At 48.3% G+C, this 22,593-nt stretch carries 19 protein-coding genes and 1 pseudogene; 18 read left to right on the top strand and 2 right to left on the bottom strand.

Features of this window, described 5'->3' with window-relative positions; all coding sequences use genetic code 11:
• From IO95_RS00630 to IO95_RS00680, 11 genes are all read left to right on the top strand, one after another.
• A partial coding sequence (locus tag IO95_RS00630; RefSeq protein WP_152554872.1) for an autotransporter outer membrane beta-barrel domain-containing protein occupies positions 1-1,833 on the top strand: 1,833 nt, incomplete at its 5' end.
• Positions 1,834-2,135: 302 nt separating this feature from the next.
• On the top strand, positions 2,136-3,239 hold the full coding sequence (locus IO95_RS00635) for an ABC transporter ATP-binding protein (protein ID WP_023492552.1): 1,104 nt from the start codon (positions 2,136-2,138) through the stop codon (positions 3,237-3,239).
• 38 nt (positions 3,240-3,277) lie between these two features.
• A complete protein-coding gene (locus IO95_RS00640) occupies positions 3,278-4,558 on the top strand; it encodes an ABC transporter substrate-binding protein (protein WP_023492551.1) in 1,281 nt (426 codons plus the stop codon).
• 10 nt (positions 4,559-4,568) lie between these two features.
• Positions 4,569-5,480 (top strand): carbohydrate ABC transporter permease, encoded by a 912-nt coding sequence (locus tag IO95_RS00645; RefSeq protein ID WP_023492550.1) that lies wholly within the window; start codon positions 4,569-4,571, stop codon positions 5,478-5,480.
• Positions 5,477-6,319 carry a carbohydrate ABC transporter permease gene (locus IO95_RS00650; RefSeq protein WP_023492549.1) on the top strand — a complete coding sequence of 281 codons (843 nt, stop codon included), beginning with the start codon at positions 5,477-5,479 and terminating at the stop codon, positions 6,317-6,319. The genes IO95_RS00645 and IO95_RS00650 overlap by 4 nt, the downstream gene beginning before the upstream one ends.
• Before the next feature lie 224 nt (positions 6,320-6,543).
• Positions 6,544-8,082 carry an ABC transporter substrate-binding protein gene (locus tag IO95_RS00655; protein WP_023489916.1) on the top strand — a complete coding sequence of 513 codons (1,539 nt, stop codon included), beginning with the start codon at positions 6,544-6,546 and terminating at the stop codon, positions 8,080-8,082.
• A gap of 107 nt (positions 8,083-8,189) precedes the next feature.
• Entirely contained in the window at positions 8,190-9,230 is a 1,041-nt protein-coding gene (locus IO95_RS00660; RefSeq protein ID WP_023489917.1) for an ABC transporter ATP-binding protein, read from the top strand.
• Positions 9,214-10,203 (top strand): oligopeptide/dipeptide ABC transporter ATP-binding protein, encoded by a 990-nt coding sequence (locus tag IO95_RS00665; protein ID WP_023489918.1) that lies wholly within the window; start codon positions 9,214-9,216, stop codon positions 10,201-10,203. Before IO95_RS00660 ends, IO95_RS00665 begins: the two co-directional genes overlap by 17 nt.
• Positions 10,200-11,123: an ABC transporter permease gene (locus tag IO95_RS00670; RefSeq protein WP_023489919.1), complete on the top strand. Its 924-nt coding sequence runs from the start codon at positions 10,200-10,202 to the stop codon at positions 11,121-11,123. Before IO95_RS00665 ends, IO95_RS00670 begins: the two co-directional genes overlap by 4 nt.
• A 54-nt stretch (positions 11,124-11,177) precedes the next feature.
• A complete protein-coding gene (locus IO95_RS00675) occupies positions 11,178-12,002 on the top strand; it encodes an ABC transporter permease (protein WP_037383321.1) in 825 nt (274 codons plus the stop codon).
• 2 nt (positions 12,003-12,004) lie between these two features.
• Positions 12,005-13,471, top strand: a complete 1,467-nt coding sequence (locus tag IO95_RS00680) for an alkaline phosphatase family protein (RefSeq protein WP_023489921.1) — start codon at positions 12,005-12,007, stop codon at positions 13,469-13,471.
• A 118-nt stretch (positions 13,472-13,589) separates the two neighbouring features.
• On the opposite strand, the pseudogene IO95_RS23755 reads toward IO95_RS00680, so the two are convergent.
• Positions 13,590-13,763 (bottom strand): annotated as a pseudogene (locus tag IO95_RS23755) (IS630 family transposase); the annotation flags it as partial.
• Between the two features lie 550 nt (positions 13,764-14,313).
• Here IO95_RS23755 and fdrA point away from each other — a divergent pair.
• The 6 genes from fdrA to allS all read left to right on the top strand — a co-directional run bounded on the left by fdrA (position 14,314) and on the right by allS (position 21,616).
• Positions 14,314-15,858, top strand: a complete 1,545-nt coding sequence (fdrA, locus tag IO95_RS00685; RefSeq protein WP_023489922.1) for an acyl-CoA synthetase FdrA — start codon at positions 14,314-14,316, stop codon at positions 15,856-15,858.
• Positions 15,858-17,267, top strand: a complete 1,410-nt coding sequence (locus IO95_RS00690; RefSeq protein ID WP_023489923.1) for a DUF1116 domain-containing protein — start codon at positions 15,858-15,860, stop codon at positions 17,265-17,267. The genes fdrA and IO95_RS00690 overlap by 1 nt, the downstream gene beginning before the upstream one ends.
• Positions 17,268-17,342: 75 nt before the next feature.
• On the top strand, positions 17,343-18,041 hold the full coding sequence (locus IO95_RS00695) for a DUF5058 family protein (RefSeq protein ID WP_023489924.1): 699 nt from the start codon (positions 17,343-17,345) through the stop codon (positions 18,039-18,041).
• A gap of 133 nt (positions 18,042-18,174) precedes the next feature.
• The gene (locus IO95_RS00700; protein WP_023489925.1) at positions 18,175-18,852 is read left to right on the top strand and encodes a hypothetical protein; all 678 of its coding nucleotides are present in this window, start codon (positions 18,175-18,177) and stop codon (positions 18,850-18,852) included.
• 270 nt (positions 18,853-19,122) lie between these two features.
• Entirely contained in the window at positions 19,123-20,436 is a 1,314-nt protein-coding gene (locus IO95_RS00705) for an MFS transporter (protein ID WP_023489926.1), read from the top strand.
• 217 nt (positions 20,437-20,653) lie between these two features.
• Entirely contained in the window at positions 20,654-21,616 is a 963-nt protein-coding gene (gene allS, locus IO95_RS00710) for an HTH-type transcriptional activator AllS (RefSeq protein ID WP_023489927.1), read from the top strand.
• Between the two features lie 62 nt (positions 21,617-21,678).
• On the opposite strand, the gene IO95_RS00715 is transcribed toward allS, so the two are convergent.
• Positions 21,679-21,864 (bottom strand): SymE family type I addiction module toxin, encoded by a 186-nt coding sequence (locus tag IO95_RS00715; protein ID WP_072011631.1) that lies wholly within the window; start codon positions 21,862-21,864, stop codon positions 21,679-21,681.
• A 181-nt stretch (positions 21,865-22,045) separates the two neighbouring features.
• On the opposite strand from IO95_RS00715, the gene IO95_RS00720 reads away from it, so the two are divergent.
• On the top strand, positions 22,046-22,593 hold a 548-nt coding region (locus tag IO95_RS00720), incomplete at its 3' end, for a glycosyl transferase (RefSeq protein WP_037383340.1).

Raw genomic sequence — 22,593 nt, forward strand, 5'->3', positions numbered from 1 at the left:
GGCACGCTGCAACTGGATATTGCCGACAGTATCAAGGCCAGCAGCGAGGTGATTGTTAACGGCGGTATCGTCAACCTCAATGGCAACGACCAGCAGTTTAACCGTTTGAGCGGCAAGGGCAGCGAGGTTCAGTTGAATGGCGCTACCCTGACGGCGGTCAATGCCGATACCACGGTCAACAGCGACTATGCCGGGGCGATTACCGGCAACGGCTCCTTTATCAAAGACGGCAGCGGCAGCCTGACCCTGAGCGGCAATACCGCCTGGGTGGGGGACACTGAACTGCAAGGCGGCAGTCTGATTCTGGATGGCACCAGTGGCGGAGCGCAACTGACCAGCAATGTGATTGGTCAAAGTGGCACGCAACTGAGCCTGATTAACGGTGCCAGCCTGACCGGTTGGATTGACCCGACGGATGTCAGCATTGACAGCAGCAGCCAGTGGACCATGACCGCAGATTCTTTGGTTAATGACCTCACTCATGGCGGCACGGTGACCTTTGTCGCCCCAACGGCCAATAACTTCAAAACCCTGACGGTGGACGGTAACTACGTGGGCAACAATGGCCTGCTGGTGATGAACACCCAACTGGGGGATGACAGCTCACTGACCGATAAACTGGTGGTGGCGGGCAATACCTCGGGCAGCACCCGGGTGCAAATCAACAATGCTGGTGGGATCGGAGCCCAGACGCTGGAAGGGATTGAAGTAGTGCGCGTCGGTGGTGAGTCCAACGGCGAGTTTGTACAAAACGGGCGTATTGTTGCCGGGGCGTATGACTATACCCTGGGCCGTGGCAGTCAAGCGGGCACCGCAGGTAACTGGTACCTGACCAGCAAGTCGGGGGAGGATAATCACTCGGATATCCGCCCGGAAGCGGGGGCTTACAATGCCAACCTGGCGGCAGCCAACAACATGTTCGTTACCCGTCTGCATGACCGTTTGGGGGAGACGCAGTACATTGACGCCCTGACCGGTGAGCACAAGGTCACCAGCCTGTGGCTGCGTAATGAAGGGGGGCACAATCGCGTTCGAGACGAAAGTGGCCAGTTGCGTACCCAGTCCAACCGTTATGTGCTGCAACTGGGTGGCGATATCGCCCAGTGGAGCCACAATGGTGCAGACCGCTTCCACCTCGGGTTAATGGCCGGTTATGGCGACACCAAGAGCAACACTGTATCGCGCCTGGGCTATGATGCCAAAGGGGCGGTAGACGGTTACAGCGTGGGGGCCTATGGCACCTGGTATGCCAATGCGGCGGACAAGTCGGGTTGGTATGTGGACAGCTGGTTGCAGTACAGCTGGTTCGACAACACGGTGACCGGTCAGGAGCAGGCTAGCGAAACCTACAAGTCGAAAGGGGTCAGCGCCTCGGTAGAGAGTGGTTATACCTTCAAGCTGGGAGAAAGTGTCGCCAACAACCTGAGCTACTTTATCCAACCGAAAGCCCAGTTGACCTGGATGGGCGTCAAAGCCGATGACCACCGTGAAGCGGGCGGCACCTGGGTGAAAGGTGAAGGGGATGGCAACCTGCAGAGCCGGTTGGGGGTGAAAGCCTTTATCAACGGTTACAGCGACCAGGACAAGGGCAACCACCGGGTATTCCAGCCATTTGTCGAAGCCAACTGGGTGCATAACAGTAAGGACTTTGGCAGCAATCTGGATGGTTTGAGCATCAAGCAGGATGGTGCTGCCAATATTGCCGAGCTGAAACTGGGTGTAGAAGGGCAACTCAACAAGCAGGTGAATCTGTGGGGTAATGTGGCCCAGCAAATGGGTAACAACGGTTACAGTGACACTGGCGTGATGTTGGGGGCTAAGTACAACTTCTAACACTCCCTTAGCCCGACCCTAAACTCCTCTACCACGATCCGCTGGTAGGGGAGTTTTTTTGCAATATTTCCCTAATAACTGACTTGGTCAAGCATCTTCAAGTTAATTGAGTATTAGGTGGTATTCATTCAACTATTAAATCTCATCAATTTCCCCCATCCTCAAGCATGAGGATTACAGGTGCAATGGTGAATCTACTGCCTGCTCCGCTGCGTTACTCTAAGGGTCATCTATACGTCATAAAAGGTTAACCCAAACTAGCTAGGTTGTACTGATAACTAACTGCAGAGATGTACGTGGGCATGAGTTACTTATCATTGCATAACATCAGGAAAACCTGGGGCCATCAAATCGCACTTAATAACATCAGTTTTGATGTGCAAGAAGGGGATTTCATCGCGCTGTTGGGGCCTTCTGGTTGTGGCAAATCGACAATGCTGCGTATCATTGCTGGCCTGGAGCAGGCCGATAGTGGCGCCATCTATTTCCAGCAAGCTGATGTTACAGGATTGACACCTTCTCAGCGAAAACTGTCGATGGTGTTTCAATCCTATGCCTTATTTCCTCATCTCAATGTGCGTGAAAATTTGCTGTTTGGCCTGCGCGCTCGTGGTGAAGATAAGCGTCACTTTGCCACACGGTTGGACAGTGTCAGCCAACTGATGGAACTTGACAGTTTATTAGAACGACTTCCGGCTCAACTTTCGGGGGGCCAGCAACAGCGTGTGGCACTGGGCCGCGCGGTGATTGCCAACAATAAGCTGTGCTTGATGGATGAACCGTTGTCAAATCTTGACGCCAAATTGCGTCAGAGCATGCGTCGTGAAATACGCAACCTTCAGAAAAAACTGGGTTTGACCATGGTGTATGTGACCCACGATCAGACCGAAGCCATGAGTATGGCGGACAGCATTATTCTGCTCAACAATGGAAACATTGAACAGCATGATACCCCTGACAATGTGTACAACAACCCAGCAACGATATTTGTCGCACAGTTCATTGGGGCGCCGCCGATGAATCTGCTGCCATTATTGCGCCAGAGTGAACACCATTATCTGGGCGATATGCAGGTGCCTGTGGTGGAGAACAGTCAGGAAGCCGAGCTGAGTCTTGGGTTACGGGCTGAAGATATCCAACTGACAGCAGAGGGGGACGGCAAGGTTAGCGGGCAAGTGGTCAGCTACGAATACATGGGGGCCGACACGCTTGTTGTATGCCAACTCGTCGATTCTCAAGAAACGATAACCGTTAAAATTCCGGGCATGAAACATTTTGCTGAAAACGATACGGTTGGACTTCGTTGGGCAACGCATTCTCAATATTTCTTTTCCACGATAACTGGAAAACGTTGCTATGACGTTGAGCAAAAAATTTTACCTTTAGAAAAACGTTATGCCATGTAGTTATTTTTTATTCATGCTGATTTTAGAAAGGGGAAAATATGTCTTTAATTCTGCGCTTATCACGTTTAGCTACGACGCTACTCATCGTTACTGGAACTTCTGCTTTTGCTGCTGATGCAGTTAAATTGCAAATGTATTATCCGATCGCTGTAGGGGGAAAAGTCAGCCAGACTGTCGATACATTGGTTGCTGATTTTGAAAAAACACACCCTGATATTAAAATTCAACCCGTCTATACTGGCGATTACGCCACCACTGTAACCAAAGCATTAACCGCTTTTCGTGGTGGTAACGCGCCGCAATTAGCTGTTATTGGTGATATTGAAGTTTATTCCCTGATGGATGCTGGCGCTATTCTGCCTGTCAGTGACTTAGCTAACGAACCGTCAGATAAAGCGTGGATTGATGGTTTTTATCCTGCCTTCCTGCGCCATATTGATGGGAAGGTCTGGAGTATCCCTTTCCAACGTTCTACCGTGGTACTGTATTGGAACAAGCAAGCGTTTGAAAAGGCCGGTCTGGACGGAGAAACACCGCCTGCCAATTGGCAGCAGGTGGTTGATTTTGGCAAGAAATTGGTGATCCGTGATGGCGATAATGTCGAGCAATGGGGCATTGAAATTCCATCAACACCCAACGGTTATTGGAATTTCCAAGGTATCGCAGCCACTAATGGTAGCCATCTGGATAATGGCAAGGGTACCGCAGTGACCTTTAATACTCCATCTACCATTGAAGCATTGCAATGGCTGACCGATTTGGGCCAGAAAGAAGGAGTATCACCAAAAGGGACCATCACATGGGGGACGACACCGCAAGATTTTATTGATGGCAAAACAGCGATGATGGTCACCACCACCGGTAACCTGACCACTGTGCGCGAAAACGTCAAATTTCCATTTGGCGTGGCAATGTTGCCAGAGAAAACCCAGCGTGGCAGCCCTACTGGCGGCGGCAACCTTTATATCTTCAAAAATACCACGCCGGAACAACAAAAAGCGGCGATGGAGTTCATTCGCTGGGTATCAGCTCCAGAGCAAGCTGCTCGCTGGAGTATTGCTACAGGTTATGTCGCCACATCCCCTGCAGCCTGGGAGACATCAGCCATGAAAGACTATGTCAAGCAGGTACCTCAGGCGTTAGTGGCTCGCGAGCAGCTAAAATATTCGCAACCTGAGCTGGCTACCTATCGAAGTGTACAGATTCAAGAGTTACTTAACCGCGCTATAGAAGCGGCAGTCACTCAGAGCAAGGCACCGGAACAGGCCCTTGAAGCTGCACAGAAACAGGCTGATCGTCTGCTGAAACCCTACCAGTAATGGGTAACACATGAACACTCTTTATCAGGTTAGCCATGTGACGTATCGCCGGGGTATATCAATACAGATTTATGGTTACCTATTGCTACTCCCTGCCTTGGCTTTCCTGTTTATGTTTACTCATTATCCCGCCTTGGCAACTGTGTGGGAAAGTTTATTCAGCTCAGCTCAGGGTACCACACCAGCACGTTTTGTTGGGCTGGATAATTACCATGCATTACTGGATGATGAAGTTTTTCTGATCTCGCTGCGCAATAACTTGCTGTATGCGATTATTACTATTCCACTGGCAGTGGTATTGGCTTTAATGATGGCTTTAGCGGTTAATCGGCATTTGCGTGGTAATGCTATCATCCGTTCAGCATTTTTTATTCCCTCGTTGCTGCCCATGGTTGCCATTGCAAATTTATGGCTATTTTTTTACACGCCACAGTTGGGGTTGCTCAATAAGTTATTGGCGCTGTTTTCCCTACCTGCCATCAATTGGTTAGGTGACCCGGATACAGCATTATATTGCCTGATGGTGGTCTCAATTTGGCGTGAAGCCGGCTTTTTCATGATTTTTTATCTAGCCGCTTTGCAGCAAATTGACCCTAAGTTAGCCGAAGCCGCCGAGATAGAAGGGGCCTCGCGACGCTATTTCTTCAGGCGTGTACAGTGGCCTTTATTGATGCCTACTACGCTGTTTATTTTGATTAATGCTGCAATGAATGCTTTTCGTATTGTCGATCAAGTGATTGCCATGACCAATGGTGGACCCAACAACAGTACCAGTTTATTACTGTTTTACATCTATCAGACTGCTTTTAGCTTTTGGGATTTGCCCTATGCTTCCGCCATGACGGTGGTATTGTTAGTGATACTGGCAGGGATTGCACTGATTAAATTTAATCTGCTGGATAAGAGAGCGCATTACCAATGAGCCTGATAATAACCCTAACTCACTCACGAAGCTTTTCGATCAAAAAAATCTGCTTAAACTTTGTGATCTGGGTAGCCGCATTGTTGTGGTTTTTGCCAATTTTGGTTGCTATATGGGTAGCAATTCATCCAGCATCTGAACAAGGGAATATCTCACTCTTTACCGCACTGACTTTACAGAATTTTGTCAATGCCTGGCAGGCTGCACCATTTGAACGTTATTTTCTGAATACTATTATGTTGGTATTGATGATTATCATCTGCCAGTTAGTACTAGCGACGATGGCTGCCTATGCATTGGTACGTTTCCGCCTCAAATGGTCCGGCATATTATTCTCATTAATATTATTGCAGCTAATGATTAGCCCGGATGTGTTAATTCTTAATAATTATAAAACTATCAGTGCATTCGGCTTAAGAGATTCCCTATTGGGAATTGCACTGCCTTATTTTGCTTCGGCTTTCGCTATTTTTTTGTTGCGTCAGACGTTTAAAAGTATTCCAGTGGTGCTGGAAGAAGCGGCTATTGTTGAAGGTGCCAGCCGTTTTTATATTTTACGCAGGATTTATATTCCGTTAGCCAAACCGATCTATGTTGCATTTGCATTAGTATCAATAAGTTTTCACTGGAACGATTTCCTTTGGCCACTGGTGATCACTGATTCCGTTAAGGTACGCCCATTAACAGTCGGGTTACAATTATTTTCAGCACCGGAGCAAGGTGTACAGTGGGCTTTGATAGGTGCTGCGACCCTTATTACATCATTACCATTATTGATACTTTTTTTGATTTTTCAGCGTCAGTTTGTTCAATCTTTTATGCGTGCCGGCATTCGCTAGCATCAATAACGTTGAGGTTTGCCCATTTGAATGGACAGGATAATAACCTGTTTTACCAGTGGGATATTTGTAAAAATTTCAGACTAATATCCGCAATATCCTCACCTGACAAGGAACGACATTTACTGTCATATAATGATCACGGTTGCGTAATCATTCTGATTTTATAGGTATGCAATGCTCCTTGCTGTTTTATGACAGTAGCTATTCACCAGGAGAATTGTATGAATTATATAAATAGAATCACTCTACTACTTGTAATGGTAGCCACATGCGTTATGGGTTCGGCAGTTCAAGCTCAGGCGCGTTCGCTTATCGTTGCAGTACCGAGTTTACCGCCAACATTGGAGCCAATGGGCGAAAATGCTAATCGTCTTGCCCGGATTACATATAGCATTTTTGAAACCCTGATCCGTCTGGATCAATTTACTGGGGAAATGAAACCAGGCCTTGCTGAATCGTGGAAGCGTATTGATGCACGGACTGTGGAGTTCAAGCTTCGCAAAGGAGTCAAATTTCATGATGGCAATGAGATGACTGCTGAAGATGTGGTTTTTTCCTTTGGACCTGAACGGTTCCTTGCTGAACAAGCCCCCGGTCGTATTTTGGCAGCACCCTTTCTTGGTGTAGTGGAAAAAGTTGAAGCTATCGATCCTTATACAGTCAGAGTTACGGCTAATGTTGCAGACCCACTGCTGGAAAAGCGCTTTTCTACGCGCATGTCGGAAATCATTTCCCAAAAGGCCTATTTAGCCGCCGGCGGATGGGATAAATGGAGTCAAAAACCCGTAGGTACTGGCCCTTATAAAATAGCGACCTTTGCATTGAGTAACCGTTTGGAGTTGGAGCGGTTTGATGGTTATTGGGATACCCCTGCGCCGGCTGATAAATTATCTTTTATTGAAGTCTCTGAACTGTCAGCAAGAATGGCAGGTTTGCGCTCCGGTGAGTTTGATATCATCACCGAGTTGGCACCCGATCAAATGGCAACCCTAAGCAATGTCAAGAACATTGAAGTGGTTGGTGGGCCGGTAGAGAATATCTATGGCTTAGTGTTTGATACCAAAAGCAGTCCTACTTTGCGCGACCCCCGCATCCGCCAAGCCATTTCACATGCTATCGATCGCAAGGCTATTGTCGATGCTTTGTTTATGGGGCGCACAACAGTGGCGAATTCATGGCAGATGAAAACCTTTGGCAATATGTACATTCCTGAAATGGATAAGGAGATGTATGACCCTGAACTGGCTAAAAAGCTGGTGAAGGAATCAGGTTATAAAGGCGAGCCAATTGTATGGCGCTTATTACCCGGTTACTACACGCTGGAAGTGTCGGTCACTCAAGCTATTGAGCAAATGCTGCACAATGTCGGTTTGAATATCAAATTAGAGATCAAAGAAAACTGGGAGCAAGTTGAAGCCCAAAGTCCAACACGAATGATCAACAACGCTTCAGTCACTGGTTATTACCAGGATCCTGTAGGGCAGTTGTGGCGTCGCTTCAAGCCAGTAGCACCTTGGCGCAAAAAAGAGTTTTTCACCATGCCTGAGCGCTTTGATCAGCTCGGCACCATTTTGGAAAGCTCTGTGGACCTGAAGGAGCGTCAGGAAGCCTTTAAGGGGATGCTGAAGGAAATGGCAGCAAACCCGACAGCCACTCCGCTGTATATGTTGCCGATGTTCTATGCCAAAAAGGCAGACTTTCAATGGAAGGCCGGTGTCATGGAGTTTATGGATTTTTCAGCTCGAAATTTACACTTTTAACATAATGACAACGTAACACTGTTCTGACAAAGCAAAGGGCAATGTTCACGATTGGAATCACGATGCAGTGATGCGTTACTGCATCGTGTAAACAGGATTTTTGAGCTATGGAACAACCGTTACTGCAAATACACTCTTTTTCTGTCTCTTTTGGTGCCTTTCGCGTACTGAACAACATCAATCTCAACTTGGCTCCAGGTGAAATATTAGCCCTGGTGGGCGAATCCGGATCGGGTAAAAGTGTTTTGGCCCGGAGCATCATCGGTTGCGCTGGCTCGGGAGCACAGCTTGAGGGGAAGGTTTTATTTCAGGATACAAACCTTACAGCCACCTCAGAGAAGGAACTAACTGCTTTGCGTGGAGGTAAAATCAGTCTCATGCTGCAGGATGCGCTGAGTGCCCTGAATCCAGTGTATACCATTGGGCGGCAAATGATGGAAACCATATCGCTCAAGCACCCTTGGTTTGTTCAGACCCCAGGAGCACAAGGAGGCCGCCCTAATAAAGTAGCGCTAAGAAAATTGGCGATTAATCTATTGCGTGAAGCGGGTCTTGACCGCGCTGAAGAGTATTTCAGTGCCTATCCGCATCAACTTTCCGGTGGCATGTGCCAACGAGTGATGCTCGCCTTGGCGCTGGTAGGTGAGCCTCGGCTACTGATTGCGGACGAACCGACTACCGCTTTGGATGTGGTGGTACAGAAACAAATCTTACACCGGCTGGTACAAAATGTTCGTGCTCGAGGGGCGGCATTATTGCTGATTAGTCATGATCTGCATTTGGTGAGTGAGTTTACTGATCGCATTGTGGTGTTGTATGCAGGGCAGATTATGGAAAGTGGCCCCACTCGCAAGCTGCTGGCAAACCCGCGACACCCCTATACCCGTGGATTGCTGGAGGCGATGCCTCAAGCCCATACACCCAAAGGTGCACTGCGTCCTATTCCTGGCGAAGTGCCAGCCCCATGGCAGCGAGATCAGGGCTGTCTTTTCCAAGGACGTTGTCCCAACGCTCAACCTGGGTGTTCGTTTCCTCAGCAGCAACATGTGGTGGAAAACGGTTGGGTCAGCTTTTGCGGCCAATTACCTAATGATGTCACCTGTTATTCCCCAGATCCTGAGGTGCCTGCATATGCATTGTGCAGTTGATAATATTGCAGAACCCAACTGCCTTCCCTTTATCGAGGGCAAGGGGATTTACCACGCTTATGGGCGCGCAGGTCTATTTTCCTCAAAACAGCGGAATTTTGTGCTGGAGAATATCGATATTACCGTGCCGAAAGGAAAAACACTCGGCATTGTTGGTGAGTCGGGGAGCGGCAAGTCGACCTTATCAAGATTATTGTTAGGTCTTGAAGTGCCAACGGTTGGGCAAGTTGAATATGCTGGAAAACCAATGCCAATGCCGGGTTCACGAGACTGGAAAATGATGCGGCAAAAAATGCAGATGGTTTTCCAAAACCCTTATGCATCACTGGACCGGCGCATGAATGTACTGGACCAGGTGGCTGAGCCTTTGCATATACATCATCTTGCTACAACGAAAGATGCACGAGAGCGTGCTCGCGAATATTTGAGGCGCGTGGCATTTCCTGCTCATCTGCTGGATTATCGCCCAGACAAACTTTCTGGTGGGCAATTACAACGAGTGGGTATTGCCAGGGCGATGGTGACACAACCCGAATTTCTAGTGTGTGATGAACCTGTCGCTTCATTGGATGTATCCGTTCAGGCACAGGTATTGGAACTGCTAGGCAACCTTAAAGAAGAGTTGGGCTTAACGCTGGTATTTGTTAGCCATGATCTGAATGTGGTGAGTTATATCAGTGATTATATTGCCGTGATGCATCGAGGTCGTATTGTGGAATATGGCCCTGCGAGGGAAGTATTTACCACGCCTCTACATCCTTATACCCAACTCTTGCTTGAAAGTGTGCCGGGTAGTGGTGTGCCTGTGGTGGAAAACGCGGAAGAGATCCTATTCCAAAAGGAGGCAGGATGTCGTTTTCAGTCACGTTGTCGTTATAAACAGTTCGCCTGTGCAGATAATACCCCGCCATTTATACGTTCCGCACAAAAAGAGAGGGCAACAGCCTGCTTTAGACCCTTAGGTGATTTATGATTTTACTTTTTTCAAGAGCCTGCGGCAGAGCGGCTGTTACTCTGCTTTTGTTGGTTACCTGCGTATTTTTGGGGTTACGCCTCACTGGTGACCCCGCCGTACTTATTTTAGGAATGGAGGCCACACCGGATGACGTGTTGGCTTATAAAATCGCCCACGGCCTTAACTCGCCACTCTATACACAATATTGGCGTTATCTTGGCGAGCTGTGTCATCTGGATTTTGGTCTTTCCTATGTAACGGGTTTGCCAGCGATTCAACTGTTTACCAATGCCATGGGGCCAACACTACGACTGATGTTACCCACTGCCTTGCTGACATTGCTGGTGGGGATCCCATTAGGGATAGTGGCCGCGCTACACAGTGGTACAAAGTTGGATAGAGGTCTGTTGTTTATTTCGGTACTTGGATTTGCGGTTCCCAACTTTTTTTTCGGGCTGTTGCTCATTCTGTTCTTTTCTGTCTGGTTGGGTTGGTTGCCTACCTATGGTGACGCCTCATTATTGCACTACATTATGCCGGTTCTAACCATAGCCACGTCAGAGGCGGCGATTTTCAGCCGTATGGCGAGGAGTGCAATGTTGGATGGATTAAGCCTGCCGTGTGTGCAAGCCGCACATATGCGTGGATTTTCACGACAACGCATTATTTGGTTGCATGCATTGCCCAATGCATTAATCAGTTTGCTGACAGTAGCCGGTTTTTTTCTGGGTACGCTCACCGCTGGAGCCGTGATTACTGAAAATATCTTTTCCTGGCCAGGGATTGGACGCTTGCTGGTGCTCTCCGTTGCCAATCGAGATATTCCGGTGGTGCAGCTTATTGTACTGGGTGTGGGGTGCTCGCTGATTATCGCCAACCTCCTGGTGGACCTGCTATCCCTCGTCGTTAACCCAAAACTGCGCGGAACTACCCGGTAAGGTATCTTTATGAAGTCATTTTTTTCTACTTTTTTGTTTCCGAAATGGCGACGCATGCCTGTCTCTGTTCGTTGTGCTGTAGGCGTATTGTGTTTATTGCTTGCTGCAGCACTGTTGGCCGATCTGCTTACACAGCATACGCCTGAAGGCACCAATTTAATGGCTCGCCTGAAACCGCCATTCCCTCTGCCAGGTTCCAGTTTCAGTCACCTGCTTGGTACTGATGAGTTGGGTCGCGATCTATTGAGCCGCGTGCTTCACGGAATGCGTATTAGCTTTCTCATTGCTTGTGCGGGGACTATAGCAGGGATGGTATTGGGGGTTTTTCTTGGTTTTCTGGCTGCCCAGCGGCGGGGGTGGGTGGATGATGTGGTACTGATGTTGATCGATTTTAATGCCTCCTTGCCGTTTATCATTATCGCCTTGGCGATTCTGGCTTTCTTCGGTTCGGGCATGACTATTATCATTAGTATCATGGCGATATATGGTTGGGATCGCTATGCCCGTCTTTCGCGCAACCTAGCCAGGGCTGCACTTACCGAAGGTTATGCCAGTGCATTACAAGCTCTGGGGGCTGGCGCCCCACGCATTTATCTGCGCCACATTTTGCCTAATATCGCCGGGGTGCTGATTGTAAATATGACCCTGAACTTTCCTGGCACTATCCTACTTGAAACCTCTCTCAGTTTTTTAGGGGTGGGAGTTCAACCCCCCATGACCAGCCTGGGTATGTTGCTTGGCTTCGGCAGAGATTACCTGACTACCGCCTGGTGGATAGCTGTCATCCCTGGAACCATTATTGTTGTGGCAACACTTTCTATTTCTGTGCTGGGTGATTTTGTGCAAAACCAGCTTGATGGTGTAATTCAAAGGAGTTGAAAATGAAATCTTCTGTGCTGATTATTGGCTTTGATGGACTACGTCCTGATGCCGTTACGCCAGAGCGCATGCCGAACCTTTATCGTTTGATGCAAGAGTGGACGGTCTGTCGAGGGCATCGTGCGGTATTCCCGACTGAAACTTATGTTAATCATCCCAGCATTTATACCGGTGCTAATCCTAGCCGTCACGGTATTATCGCTAATATGTATTATAATCAACCAGGTACATCGGTAGCTCCATTTTTTGATGGCAGTAGTGTGTCCTCAATTGAACAGAATGATACCCAATATCCGCTATTTCAGGCGCGAGCTATGGGGCAAATACTGGGTGAGGCGAACATGACGATGCGCGTCATCGGCTCTAACAGCGCGGGTAGTACCCGATTAAAACATCACACTGCTGAACATTATCCTGGTCATTTGAATTTACCCGTACACGATACTGCGTCTGCTCTTCCTCAGGAGGAAAAAGCGTTTTGGCAACAACGCATGGGTAATGGCCCCGCGCTGACCAAGCCTGATTACGCGGGTAGTCAAGCCGTGGTGGATGCCTTTTTTCAGGTGGAAGTGCCACGTGGCCTGGCGGATGTCACCGTGCTGTGGATAGGTGAACCGGATCATACTTGCCATGGGGATGGGGTAGATGGCAATTCTACCCTTGCTGCACTGGCACAGGCAGACAGGCTATTCGGTACACTCATCGAGTGGTGGCAACAGCAGGGGCAACAAATCCAACTTGCGGTTATATCTGACCATGGGCATGTGACAATAGCGAGACACAGTAACCTGCGTGGTGCTTTAACGGATGCGGGTTTACGGATAATCACCCCTTACGATATGGTTGCGGGTGCCTCGCCATCTGATGCGGATTTCATGATGGTAGGCGCCTATTGTGGTGGACTTTGGGCGATGCAACAAAATCCTGCCGCGATAAATTTGGCACTGGAAGCGCTTCAAGGCTATGAAGAGACCGGCATGTTGTTTTGCCGGGAAACGCTAGGTACTTCGTTGCCTGACGGGATATTTTCAGAAAATCTGGTGTTAAGTCATCATCCTCGTTCGCCTGATATCCGGTTTATCACCAAAGGTGATCCGGAGCGCGGAACGATAGCCATGGAACCCTGTTTACCGATTGGCGGTGGCGCTCATGGTGGTTTGCTGCCGCAAGAATTACAATCACTTTGTTTGTTTGCCGGCAGTCGCTTCAAATCTTGTTGGGAAAATACACTGCCTAGTGGGCCCGCCGATATTGCCGCTACAGTGCTATCTATACTTGGGTTTGGCCAAGAAATCCTTGATGGATTAGATGGACGAGTATTGAGCGAATGTTTCAATAATGAGAGCCAAAACCCGGGATTACAGGTGGTTAAGGAAACGCTGTTTGCCCAAAAAGGGCGTTACCAGCAAGTACTCGAGCGGACACGTTATAACGGTAAAATCTATTTGGATAAAGGGTTTAGAGAATAATATCTGGGGGGATTATTCCCCCTGGTTACTAAAGGGCGGCATTTACCCGTTATCACGCAATATGGCGGTAGGGGGGCTTGATGCGCGGTGCTCACCCTTCGGGTGGCCGGCGGCCACTGTGATGATCAACAGTTGTTTGGTGCAAACGCAAAGCCTGAGCAATCATCACAGAGCTCCAGCTTTCGGAAGCGAGAAGAACGGCCTTGATGCGATTACAAACGTGCTTATCCCTGCTGGAATCATGTAGGTGTTCGAGTCCGACATTTTGTTCGTTGGTAATAAATATCTTCATGGCGAAAAGCATTATCCTCGCAGTGGACAAAATCAAGCATTTTCAATGATCACCGGTATATTCTTATTTTGTAAGTGATCTAGGTCTAATTTATCAACTATTAAATATAATAAATTGAACTTTAATTATCATGAGGGACTTAAGTCTAAATTAAAGTTTGATTCAGATCACTGTTATTTATTGATGCAGATCATTATTAAGTTTTTTCTAATAGTATTTTAGATTAACTCATGCGTCGATTGAATCTGTATTGCTGTGAGTTTAATATACACCATATGGTTAATTTTAATCTGCAGTGCTGTAACAGTATATAACCATCAGTTAATTGGTGAGTTAAACTTATTTTTTAAACTAAAACCATTAAATGGTCTTAGGTATAACCATGCTATTTTAATTGCTAACTTATGATAATAGGCGCATTGAGTAATAAGCAAGCCTTGATTGGCATGTGTTTAATTATTTATTGATGCAGGTTGCGGTAATTTATAAATAACTTATCGGAAATATTATCAACGAATTACGATTTGAGTGTTCATTAGGAGAAATTAAGTTGAAGATATTCTGTTTAATAAAAAAGAACACCTATTTTGACTCTGTCACCCTGATGGGAATAACTAAGCGTCTGACCAGCCTGGACGGTGTGCTGAATCTTTCTGTCAGTATGGGGAGTGATCTCAACAAAGCGCTACTACGGGACAGCGGAATGAGCACGCCAGAGGCTGAGGCAGCAACGCCAAATGATCTTATCATTTCATTTAGCCTGGAAAATGAAGATAACGCCGCCCAGGCATTTGAATCTATTGAAAAAGGGTTGGTGAAGCGCAGCAACGGTGTTGCAAGTAAGAGTAAACCCGTTGGTATCAAATCTGCCCTAAATGCATCCCCAGACGCAAACATGGTGGTCATCTCCCTGCCAGGTGAGTATGCGGTGCTGGAAGCGAAGAAGGCGCTGCAACACCATCTACACGTGATGATGTTCAGTGATAACGTCAGCATTGAAGACGAATTGATGCTGAAGTCCCTGGCCCATGAAAAGGGTCTGCTGATGATGGGCCCCGACTGTGGCACCGCCATCATCAACCAGAAGGCACTCTGCTTTGCTAATGTGGTCAATCAGGGGCGTGTTGGGGTGATTGGCGCATCCGGTACCGGTACACAGGAAATCACCGTGTTGCTGGACCAGTATGGCTATGGCATTAGTCAGGTTATCGGCACTGGCGGGCGTGATCTCTCCAAGAGCATCAATGCCATCATGATGTGCGATGCACTGCAAGCCTTAGCGCAAGATCCAGAGACTGACCTCATCGTGCTGGTCTCCAAGCCACCTGAAGTTTCTGTGGCCGAGAAGGTGAGTAATCTAGCCAAACAGGTCGGTAAACCGGTCGTGGTCTGCTTCCTGAACGAAGGTGTAAGCCGTGCCGCTGATGCCAACCTGCATTTTGCTAATACGTTGGAAGAGGGCGCACAGAAGGCAGTTGCTTTGTTGAATGCTAGCGGCAGGGTTGAACCGGTAGCAGTGGATACAGCGCTGGCTGCAGAACTGAGCAAACGGTTAGATGCCAACCAGAAATATCTGCGTGGAGTCTTCTGTGGCGGCACACTCACCGATGAAGCTCGTATCATCTTCAAGAATCAGTGCCCTGGCTTACCTTGCTACAGTAACGTTGCCAAGAAACAGCAAGAGAAGCTGGCCAATCCGAATGAGAGCGTGAAAAACAGCTTTGTGGATATGGGGGATGATGCCTTCACGGTTGGTAAGCCTCATCCGATGATCGATCCTACCCTGCGTAATCTGCGGCTTGTCCAGGAAGCTGCTGACCCGCAAACCGCAGTCATACTGTTCGATGTAGTGCTGGGCTTTGGTTCAAACGAAGATCCGGCTGGCGTCACGCTGGAAGGCATCGAGGCGGCCAAGAAGGTGGCTCAGCAGCAGGGACGAGAAGTGATTTTCGTCGGCTATGTGCTGGGAACAGACAAGGATCCGCAAATCATGAAACTGCAAATGCAAAAGCTTGAGTCCGCTGGGGTGATTCTAGGTAAGAACAACGCTCATGCCGCACGTATCGCCGCCGAAATCATCAGAGGAATTCAGTAATGAGTAAAATTAATTCCCTTTTCAATAGCGAGTTAAAAACTATCAATTTCGGTGCCGAGAATTTCAACAATGAGCTGCTCTCCCAGAGCGTCGACAGTGTTCAGGTTGAGTGGCGGCCGCCAGCGGGGGGGAACAAGGTATTGTTGGCTGCCTTGACCAAGCTCGATAGTGAAGAGATCACCCAAGCAAACCAGAAGGCCATTGACCTCTTTATGGAAGCAGCTCCATTCCTGGTGGATTATCAGCAAGCTAAGGATGTCATCCCCGGTATGACGCCTTACACCATACTGCACGCAGGGCCACCTATTACTTGGCAACGCATGTGCGGCCCGATGCAGGGTGCAGTGATTGGTGCGCTGATCCTCGAAGGTCTGGCGGCTGATCAACAGCAAGCTGAAGCGCTTGCCGCTTCCGGCAAAATCAAGTTTGCACCTTGCCATGAGCATAACGCCGTTGGCGCGATGGCCGGGGTCATTTCCTACTCCATGGTGGTGCAAGTCTTCAAGAACAAGACCCACGGCAACTACGCTTATTGCCCAGTACCAGAAGGCATGGGCGGCAAGGTGATGCGCTATGGTGCCTTCGGCCCTGAGGTGATCGAGCGCTTGAAGTGGATGCGTTCTGAATTCCGTGAAGTCATGCACCTGGCGCTCTCCCAGAGCGAAGGCATCGACACTAAATCACTGCAATTCCAGGCACTGCACATGGGGGATGAAGGGCATAACCGTAACAAGGCCGGTACCAGTCTGTTTTTACGGGCACTGTTTCCCTTGCTGTTGAAAACGGGGCTGCCTCACGAGCGTTTGCAACCGGTGGTCGATTTTATTAACGGCAATGATGGCTACTTCCTGAGTATCAGTATGCCTTCCTCCAAGGTGTGTCTGGATGTCGCTCACGGCGTCGAGAAAAGTACCATGGTGACCGCCCTGGCCCGAAACGGCGTGGATTTCGGTATCCGTGTTTCCGGCCTTAAGGATGAGTGGTTCACGGGGCCGGCTCAGATGGTCAAGGCGCTCTACTTCCCCGGGTATGGCGACGATGATGCCAACCCAGATATGGGGGATTCTGCGATCACTGAGACCGCTGGCATTGGGGGGTTTGCCTTAAGCGGCGCCCCCGCTATTGTCCAACTGGTGGGGGGATCTGCTGCTGATGGCATCGAAATCTCTAAGAAAATGTACGAAATTACGCTGTTCGAGAATATGAACTTCTCTCAACCCGTGCTCGATTTTCGTGGTTCGCCCACCGGTATCGACATTCGCAAGGTCGTAGAGACAGGCATTCTGCCGATCATCACCACCGGTAGCGTGCACAAGAAGGCTGGAGAGGGGCAGATCGGGGCGGGGATCACTAATCCACCTATCGATTGCTTCGAGAAGGCGCTGCTGCGTTGTGCAGAAGTGTTCTGATTTCAACTTATTCCATTTTGTCTGCGGCCCGCATAACGGTCCGCGACAAAATGGTCAGTTATAAGGAAGTGTCAAATGAATGAAATCATTAACAGCCCGCTGCTATGGCTGCTCTGTAGTATCACTATTATGGTCGTTGTAGGACAGGGCTATGCCTACTACAAGCTGGCGCGCAAGAATGCCAAGCTGCTCGGAATGTCAGATGAAATTTGTGCCAAGTCCTTCAAGGTAGGGATGGTCACTGCCGTTGGCCCGGCACTGGGTATCCTGATCGTACTGGTGGGCATGATGGCGGTACTGGGGGGGCCGATAACCTGGATGCGTCTATCCATTATCGTTTCGGCCACCAACGAGATGGCAGCCGCCAAGTTTGGTGCAGACGCCGCAGGTGTCACCTTCGGAGGGGTTGATTTCACTGTCGTGGTGCTGTTTGTCGCCTGGTTTGGTATGGCTCTGAACGGTATGGGTTCGATGTTATCCGCCGTTTTCTTCGCCGGTCATCTGGAGAAGATTCGCACCAAGGTGGTCAACAAAAACCCCAAGATCCTGGCGTTGGTCAGCGGTGCCGCAATGTGTGCCATCTACGGTAACTTGAGCTCTGGCACTATTATTCATGGCGGTGGCAACGTCGGTGCCTGGTTGGTTGCGGGTATTGCCACCTATGTGCTCTATGTGATCTCCCAACGGGTGGAGAAGTTGAAGGAATATAGCCTGGGGATAGCCATGCTAGTCGGTACCATTGCTGGGGCTATTGTCCAATCCATTGTCGGATAACCTGGCTACCAGAAAGATTTAATCGTATTGGAGCCAATAGAATCGATGATTTATGGCTCGACATAACATATCAACCCTCGATGATCGGCATGAGTTCACCGATTAGCGAATAGATTGATCAGGATGCAAAATTATGGACAACACAAATTACGTTCAACAGTGGGTCAATCCGGTCCACAAAATTGGCCGGGTTACTCTGCTAACGGCCTGTGTGACGACCACTTTTCCGATACTTTATCTCTACCTGGTTCACGGCATTTTCCCACCCGTGGACTGGTTGTGGAATGATGTGTTGCTGATTGTGGCGTCCTTCGGCTTTATCTGGCTGATCGAACCCATCAGTTTTTACCCCGCACTGGGTCTGTCGGGCACATATCTCGCCTTTTTGACCGGCAATATAGGCACAACCAAGTTACCCGCTGCCGCCATTGCCCAGGATTTGGCCAAGGTTGAGCCAGGTTCACGCGAGGCAGAAGTGGTGTCGACACTTGCGATTATCGGCGCGACAACCACGACGACGGCATTTATCTGTGTCGGCGTAATATGCGGCTCTTTCCTGTTGTCTGTATTGCCTGGCCCGGCGGTAGATGCGCTCAAGTCTTACACGGTTCCGGCGGTTTTCGGTGCCTTGATGGTCACTTTCGCTATTAAGTATCCGAAAGTGATCCCGGTTGCCATCGGTGTGCCTTTGCTGCTTAAATTATTTGCTGCAAATGTGATCCCGGGCTACTGGCATATTATTTTTGCGATAGTGGCAACGGTAGCAGCAGCTTTTGTTCTCTATCGTAGCGATATAAAGCAACCAACCTGATAGCGATTATTTTTTGATGAGATACGCTCCGATTTAAATCTGGGTGTTCTCATTAAAATCATTAACCAAAACGGTTAAAACTGGAGATCGGTTAAATATCTTGGCGATAAATACTCATATTTAAAACCCGGTTAAATAAATTGAGATGACAATAAAGCGGTACAGTAGTGAGTAATTGTATAATTTGGCTTAACGATGCGCTGTGAGAATTTTATAAAAAATTAAACATTACTCATGAGTGACATTTATTTCACATGAAAGGATAGTGAGATGGCAGAGGCTAAAAATAGCGGTGAGTCTAAAAAGCAATCTTCACTTCTGCGGGTGACTTTGGCGAGCCTTGCTGGAACGACACTCGAATTTTATGACCATTTCATTTATGGCACGGCCGCCGCCTTGGTTTTTCCAGCGGTCTTTTTTTCCCAGGTATCGACAGAACTCGCGCTGCTGATGTCACTGGTAACTTATGGCATCGCCTTTGTGACCAGACCTTTAGGCGCGGTTATCTTTGGTCATTTTGGCGATCGTTTTAGCCGAAAGAACATGCTGGTGTTGGCGCTGTTGCTGATGGGAGGGGCAACCTTTCTGATCGGCTGCCTTCCTGCCTATGGAACGGCAGGGATATGGGGGGCTGTCGGCCTTTGCCTGTTACGCTTGTTACAGGGTTTGGCTCTTGGCGGCGAGTGGGGGGGCGCGGCGCTGATGGTGAATGAGTTTGCAGCAGGGAGTAAGGTGCGCGCCTTTTTAGGTAGCATGGTACAACTTGCTTCGCCCATTGGTTTTTTGATTGCCAGCGGTGTATTCGCCGTTATCAATGCAGTTTTACCGCCCGAGGATTTTATCGCTTGGGGCTGGCGCATTCCTTTTCTTGCTAGCGGCCTTCTGGTGGCTATCGGCTTTTATGTTCGCCGATCCATCGATGAATCACCTGAATTTGTGGCGAACAAGCAAGTTCTGCAACAGCGCAAGAGCATTCCCATTATTGATATCTGCAGGAATCATTGGCGAACATTATTACTGGCAATCGGCTCACGTATCGGCAGTGACATTGCTTTTTATGTGTTTGCGCTCTTCTTGCTGGTTTATCTGCCATTTATCGGCTTGGATAAGCAGATTGCTCTCAATGCCAGTATCGCAGCCTCTATCGGCCAGGCCATTGGTATCCCAGTATTCGGTTATCTGGCGGATAAATTCACTACCCGCGCTGTTATCTCTTGTGGAGCCTTAGCCAATATTGCTTGGGGATTTATCTTTTTCATGCTGGTTGATATGCGTGATCCGACTATCATCGTGCTTACCGCCTTTGTCGCCCTCTTTTTACTGGCTGCAATGTGGGCACCACTTGCGGCACATATGCCTGCTATGTTCCCGGTCCACGTGCGTTTCACCGGGGCAGGTCTCGGGTTTCAGACTGCGGGTATTTTTGGCGGCGCACTGGCCCCTTCAATCTGCCTCTATCTCATCCATCAATACCACAGCAGTTTGCCCGTTTCTATTTACCTCGGCGCTGCACTGGCATTAGCGTTTGTGTGTGTGGTGATGACAAAACCAGCAATGGCTGACGTAACCGAATCAAAAAGGTAAGGAATCATAATTAAATTATTCAGTTACTTAATATGACCTGATTAATCGGGGGTGAATAAGCAAGTTGCAGAGAAAGATAAGTATTTAACACCTGGGGGCATACGTAGCACCATTGCATCATCGTGCTAAGATCTGCCTATAAAGATTAAACTAATGCATTGATAATCATGCTAGAATTTCCTTTGTGTCGGGCCGTCCTGGATCGGTGGACTTAACCATGTTCGATCTCAAACAGAAATCTAATATTGACCTCGAAGAGCTACGTACCTTTGTGACGGTAGCTCAGCTAAAAAGTTTTTCGGCGGCCGCTGAGGTTCTGCATCGATCGACTGCCGCTATCAGTTACCGAATCAAGACGATAGAAGCCAATATGGACACGGTGCTTATAGAACGCACCACGCGTAAATTAAAGCTCACGCCCTCAGGTGAGATGCTGTTTGAGAAAGCCACCCAGATACTGGAATGGTTACAGACCATGCCGGACTCCCTTAAACAGGTTAATGACGGTATTGAACCGAACTTCAAGTTGGTCTTCAACAACCTTATTTATGATTCCAACGCCGCCAGCTACCTACTGGCGCATTTAAACCAACGTTTTCCCTTTACTGTCTTCAAGTTGGAGATGGCCGTTTTTATGGGGGTATGGGATCAGATGCAGTACAACGATGGCCAGTTGGCGATAGGGGCACCAGGTTTTCATGCGATGAGTGATGATTTTCAGAGTAGGGCGATGGGCGTTATCAATTGGCTCTGCGTAGCCGCGCCGGATCACCGGCTGCTTGCAGCTGCGGAACCCATTACCCAACAAGAATTGCGGCACTATCCGGTGGTAAACATAGAAGACAGTTCCAATCGGTTACAGAAACGAGCCCCTTGGCGACTGGCCGGCCAGCAGGAACTTTTGGTGCCAGACATGGCAACCAAGATCACCTGCCATGAGATCGGGCTCGGTATCGGTTTTCTGCCTGCGGTTATTGCGCATGAAGAGATTGCCAAAGGGCGGCTGGCAGAGCTTAATCTGGCGAGGGTAGGCCGTAAACCTTCCCCTCTCTCATTGGTGTGGCGCACCAGTAGTGCAGGGAAAATCACCGAATATCTGTTGCAACTTTTTGACGCAAAGGATCCCTTGGTCACCCCTTTCATGCGTTTGCTTGATAATTCAGACCCCTTAGGTGATTGAGGATATGGATATTTCAGCAAATCGGCTGTTGTTACACTGCAGATAACACTGCTCGGACAACGTTAATTCGGGGATCGGCTCAGGGGCCCCTCCGTGGTGGTGGTTGTGCGGATAATCAGTTGGCCCTGTTCCGCAATAATGCTCACAGGTTGGCCCTTGTTAAACCCCAGCGCTTCCAGCCATCGGCCCTTGATGGTCAGTTGCGGTAACGGGGTCGGCCTGCCACCGTTGGGGCGGTAGCCCACAATACTCTTACGGGCTTGGGATCTGTGGGATTTTGATTTATTATGTCAATATATCGGATTACCATTCGGTAAGATATACATATGCAGCATTGTCATGATCACCTATATCGATAAGTAGTGAGTTAGTTAAACATTTATCTCAACTTATAGATGAACGTCTTTTTCAAGGAAAATGGAGTGTGTTGTGAGTAAGAATTTGGAGATTTCTATTTCAACGGGTCGATTCAGAAAATTAAGGGAGTGGAATAGGAAAAAGAATTATTATCTGAAAGAGGTAAGGCTTAATATTAAGATATATTTTGCTAAGATTCTCTGGGATAAGCGTAGAAAAGAGGTGTTTGATATCAAGTCTGTCAAAACGATACTACTCCTGCGCAATGAAGGAACAATTGGTGATGTGGTGATTTCTACTCCACTTGTAAAGGGTCTTTATGAGGCTGGTTATACGGTTGATTTATTACTTACCAAATCAAGTAGTGTAGCGATAAAACATAACCCCTATGTTAGAGATGTCTACGAGGCAGATGATTGTAATAATGCGGTTTTTCTAAAAAGCTTTAAGCATGCCGTTGCTGATGCGACAATTAATAAATTGAATAAAAATAATTATGATCTTATTATTGATCTGTGTTTATTCGATACACCAGTACATCGGATGATGCTTTTTCGGGATATAAATGCAAAGTTTGTCCTTGGGTTTAACAAATGGAGTTGTATTAATCACTACAGTTA

This window comes from Serratia sp. DD3, assembly GCF_000496755.2.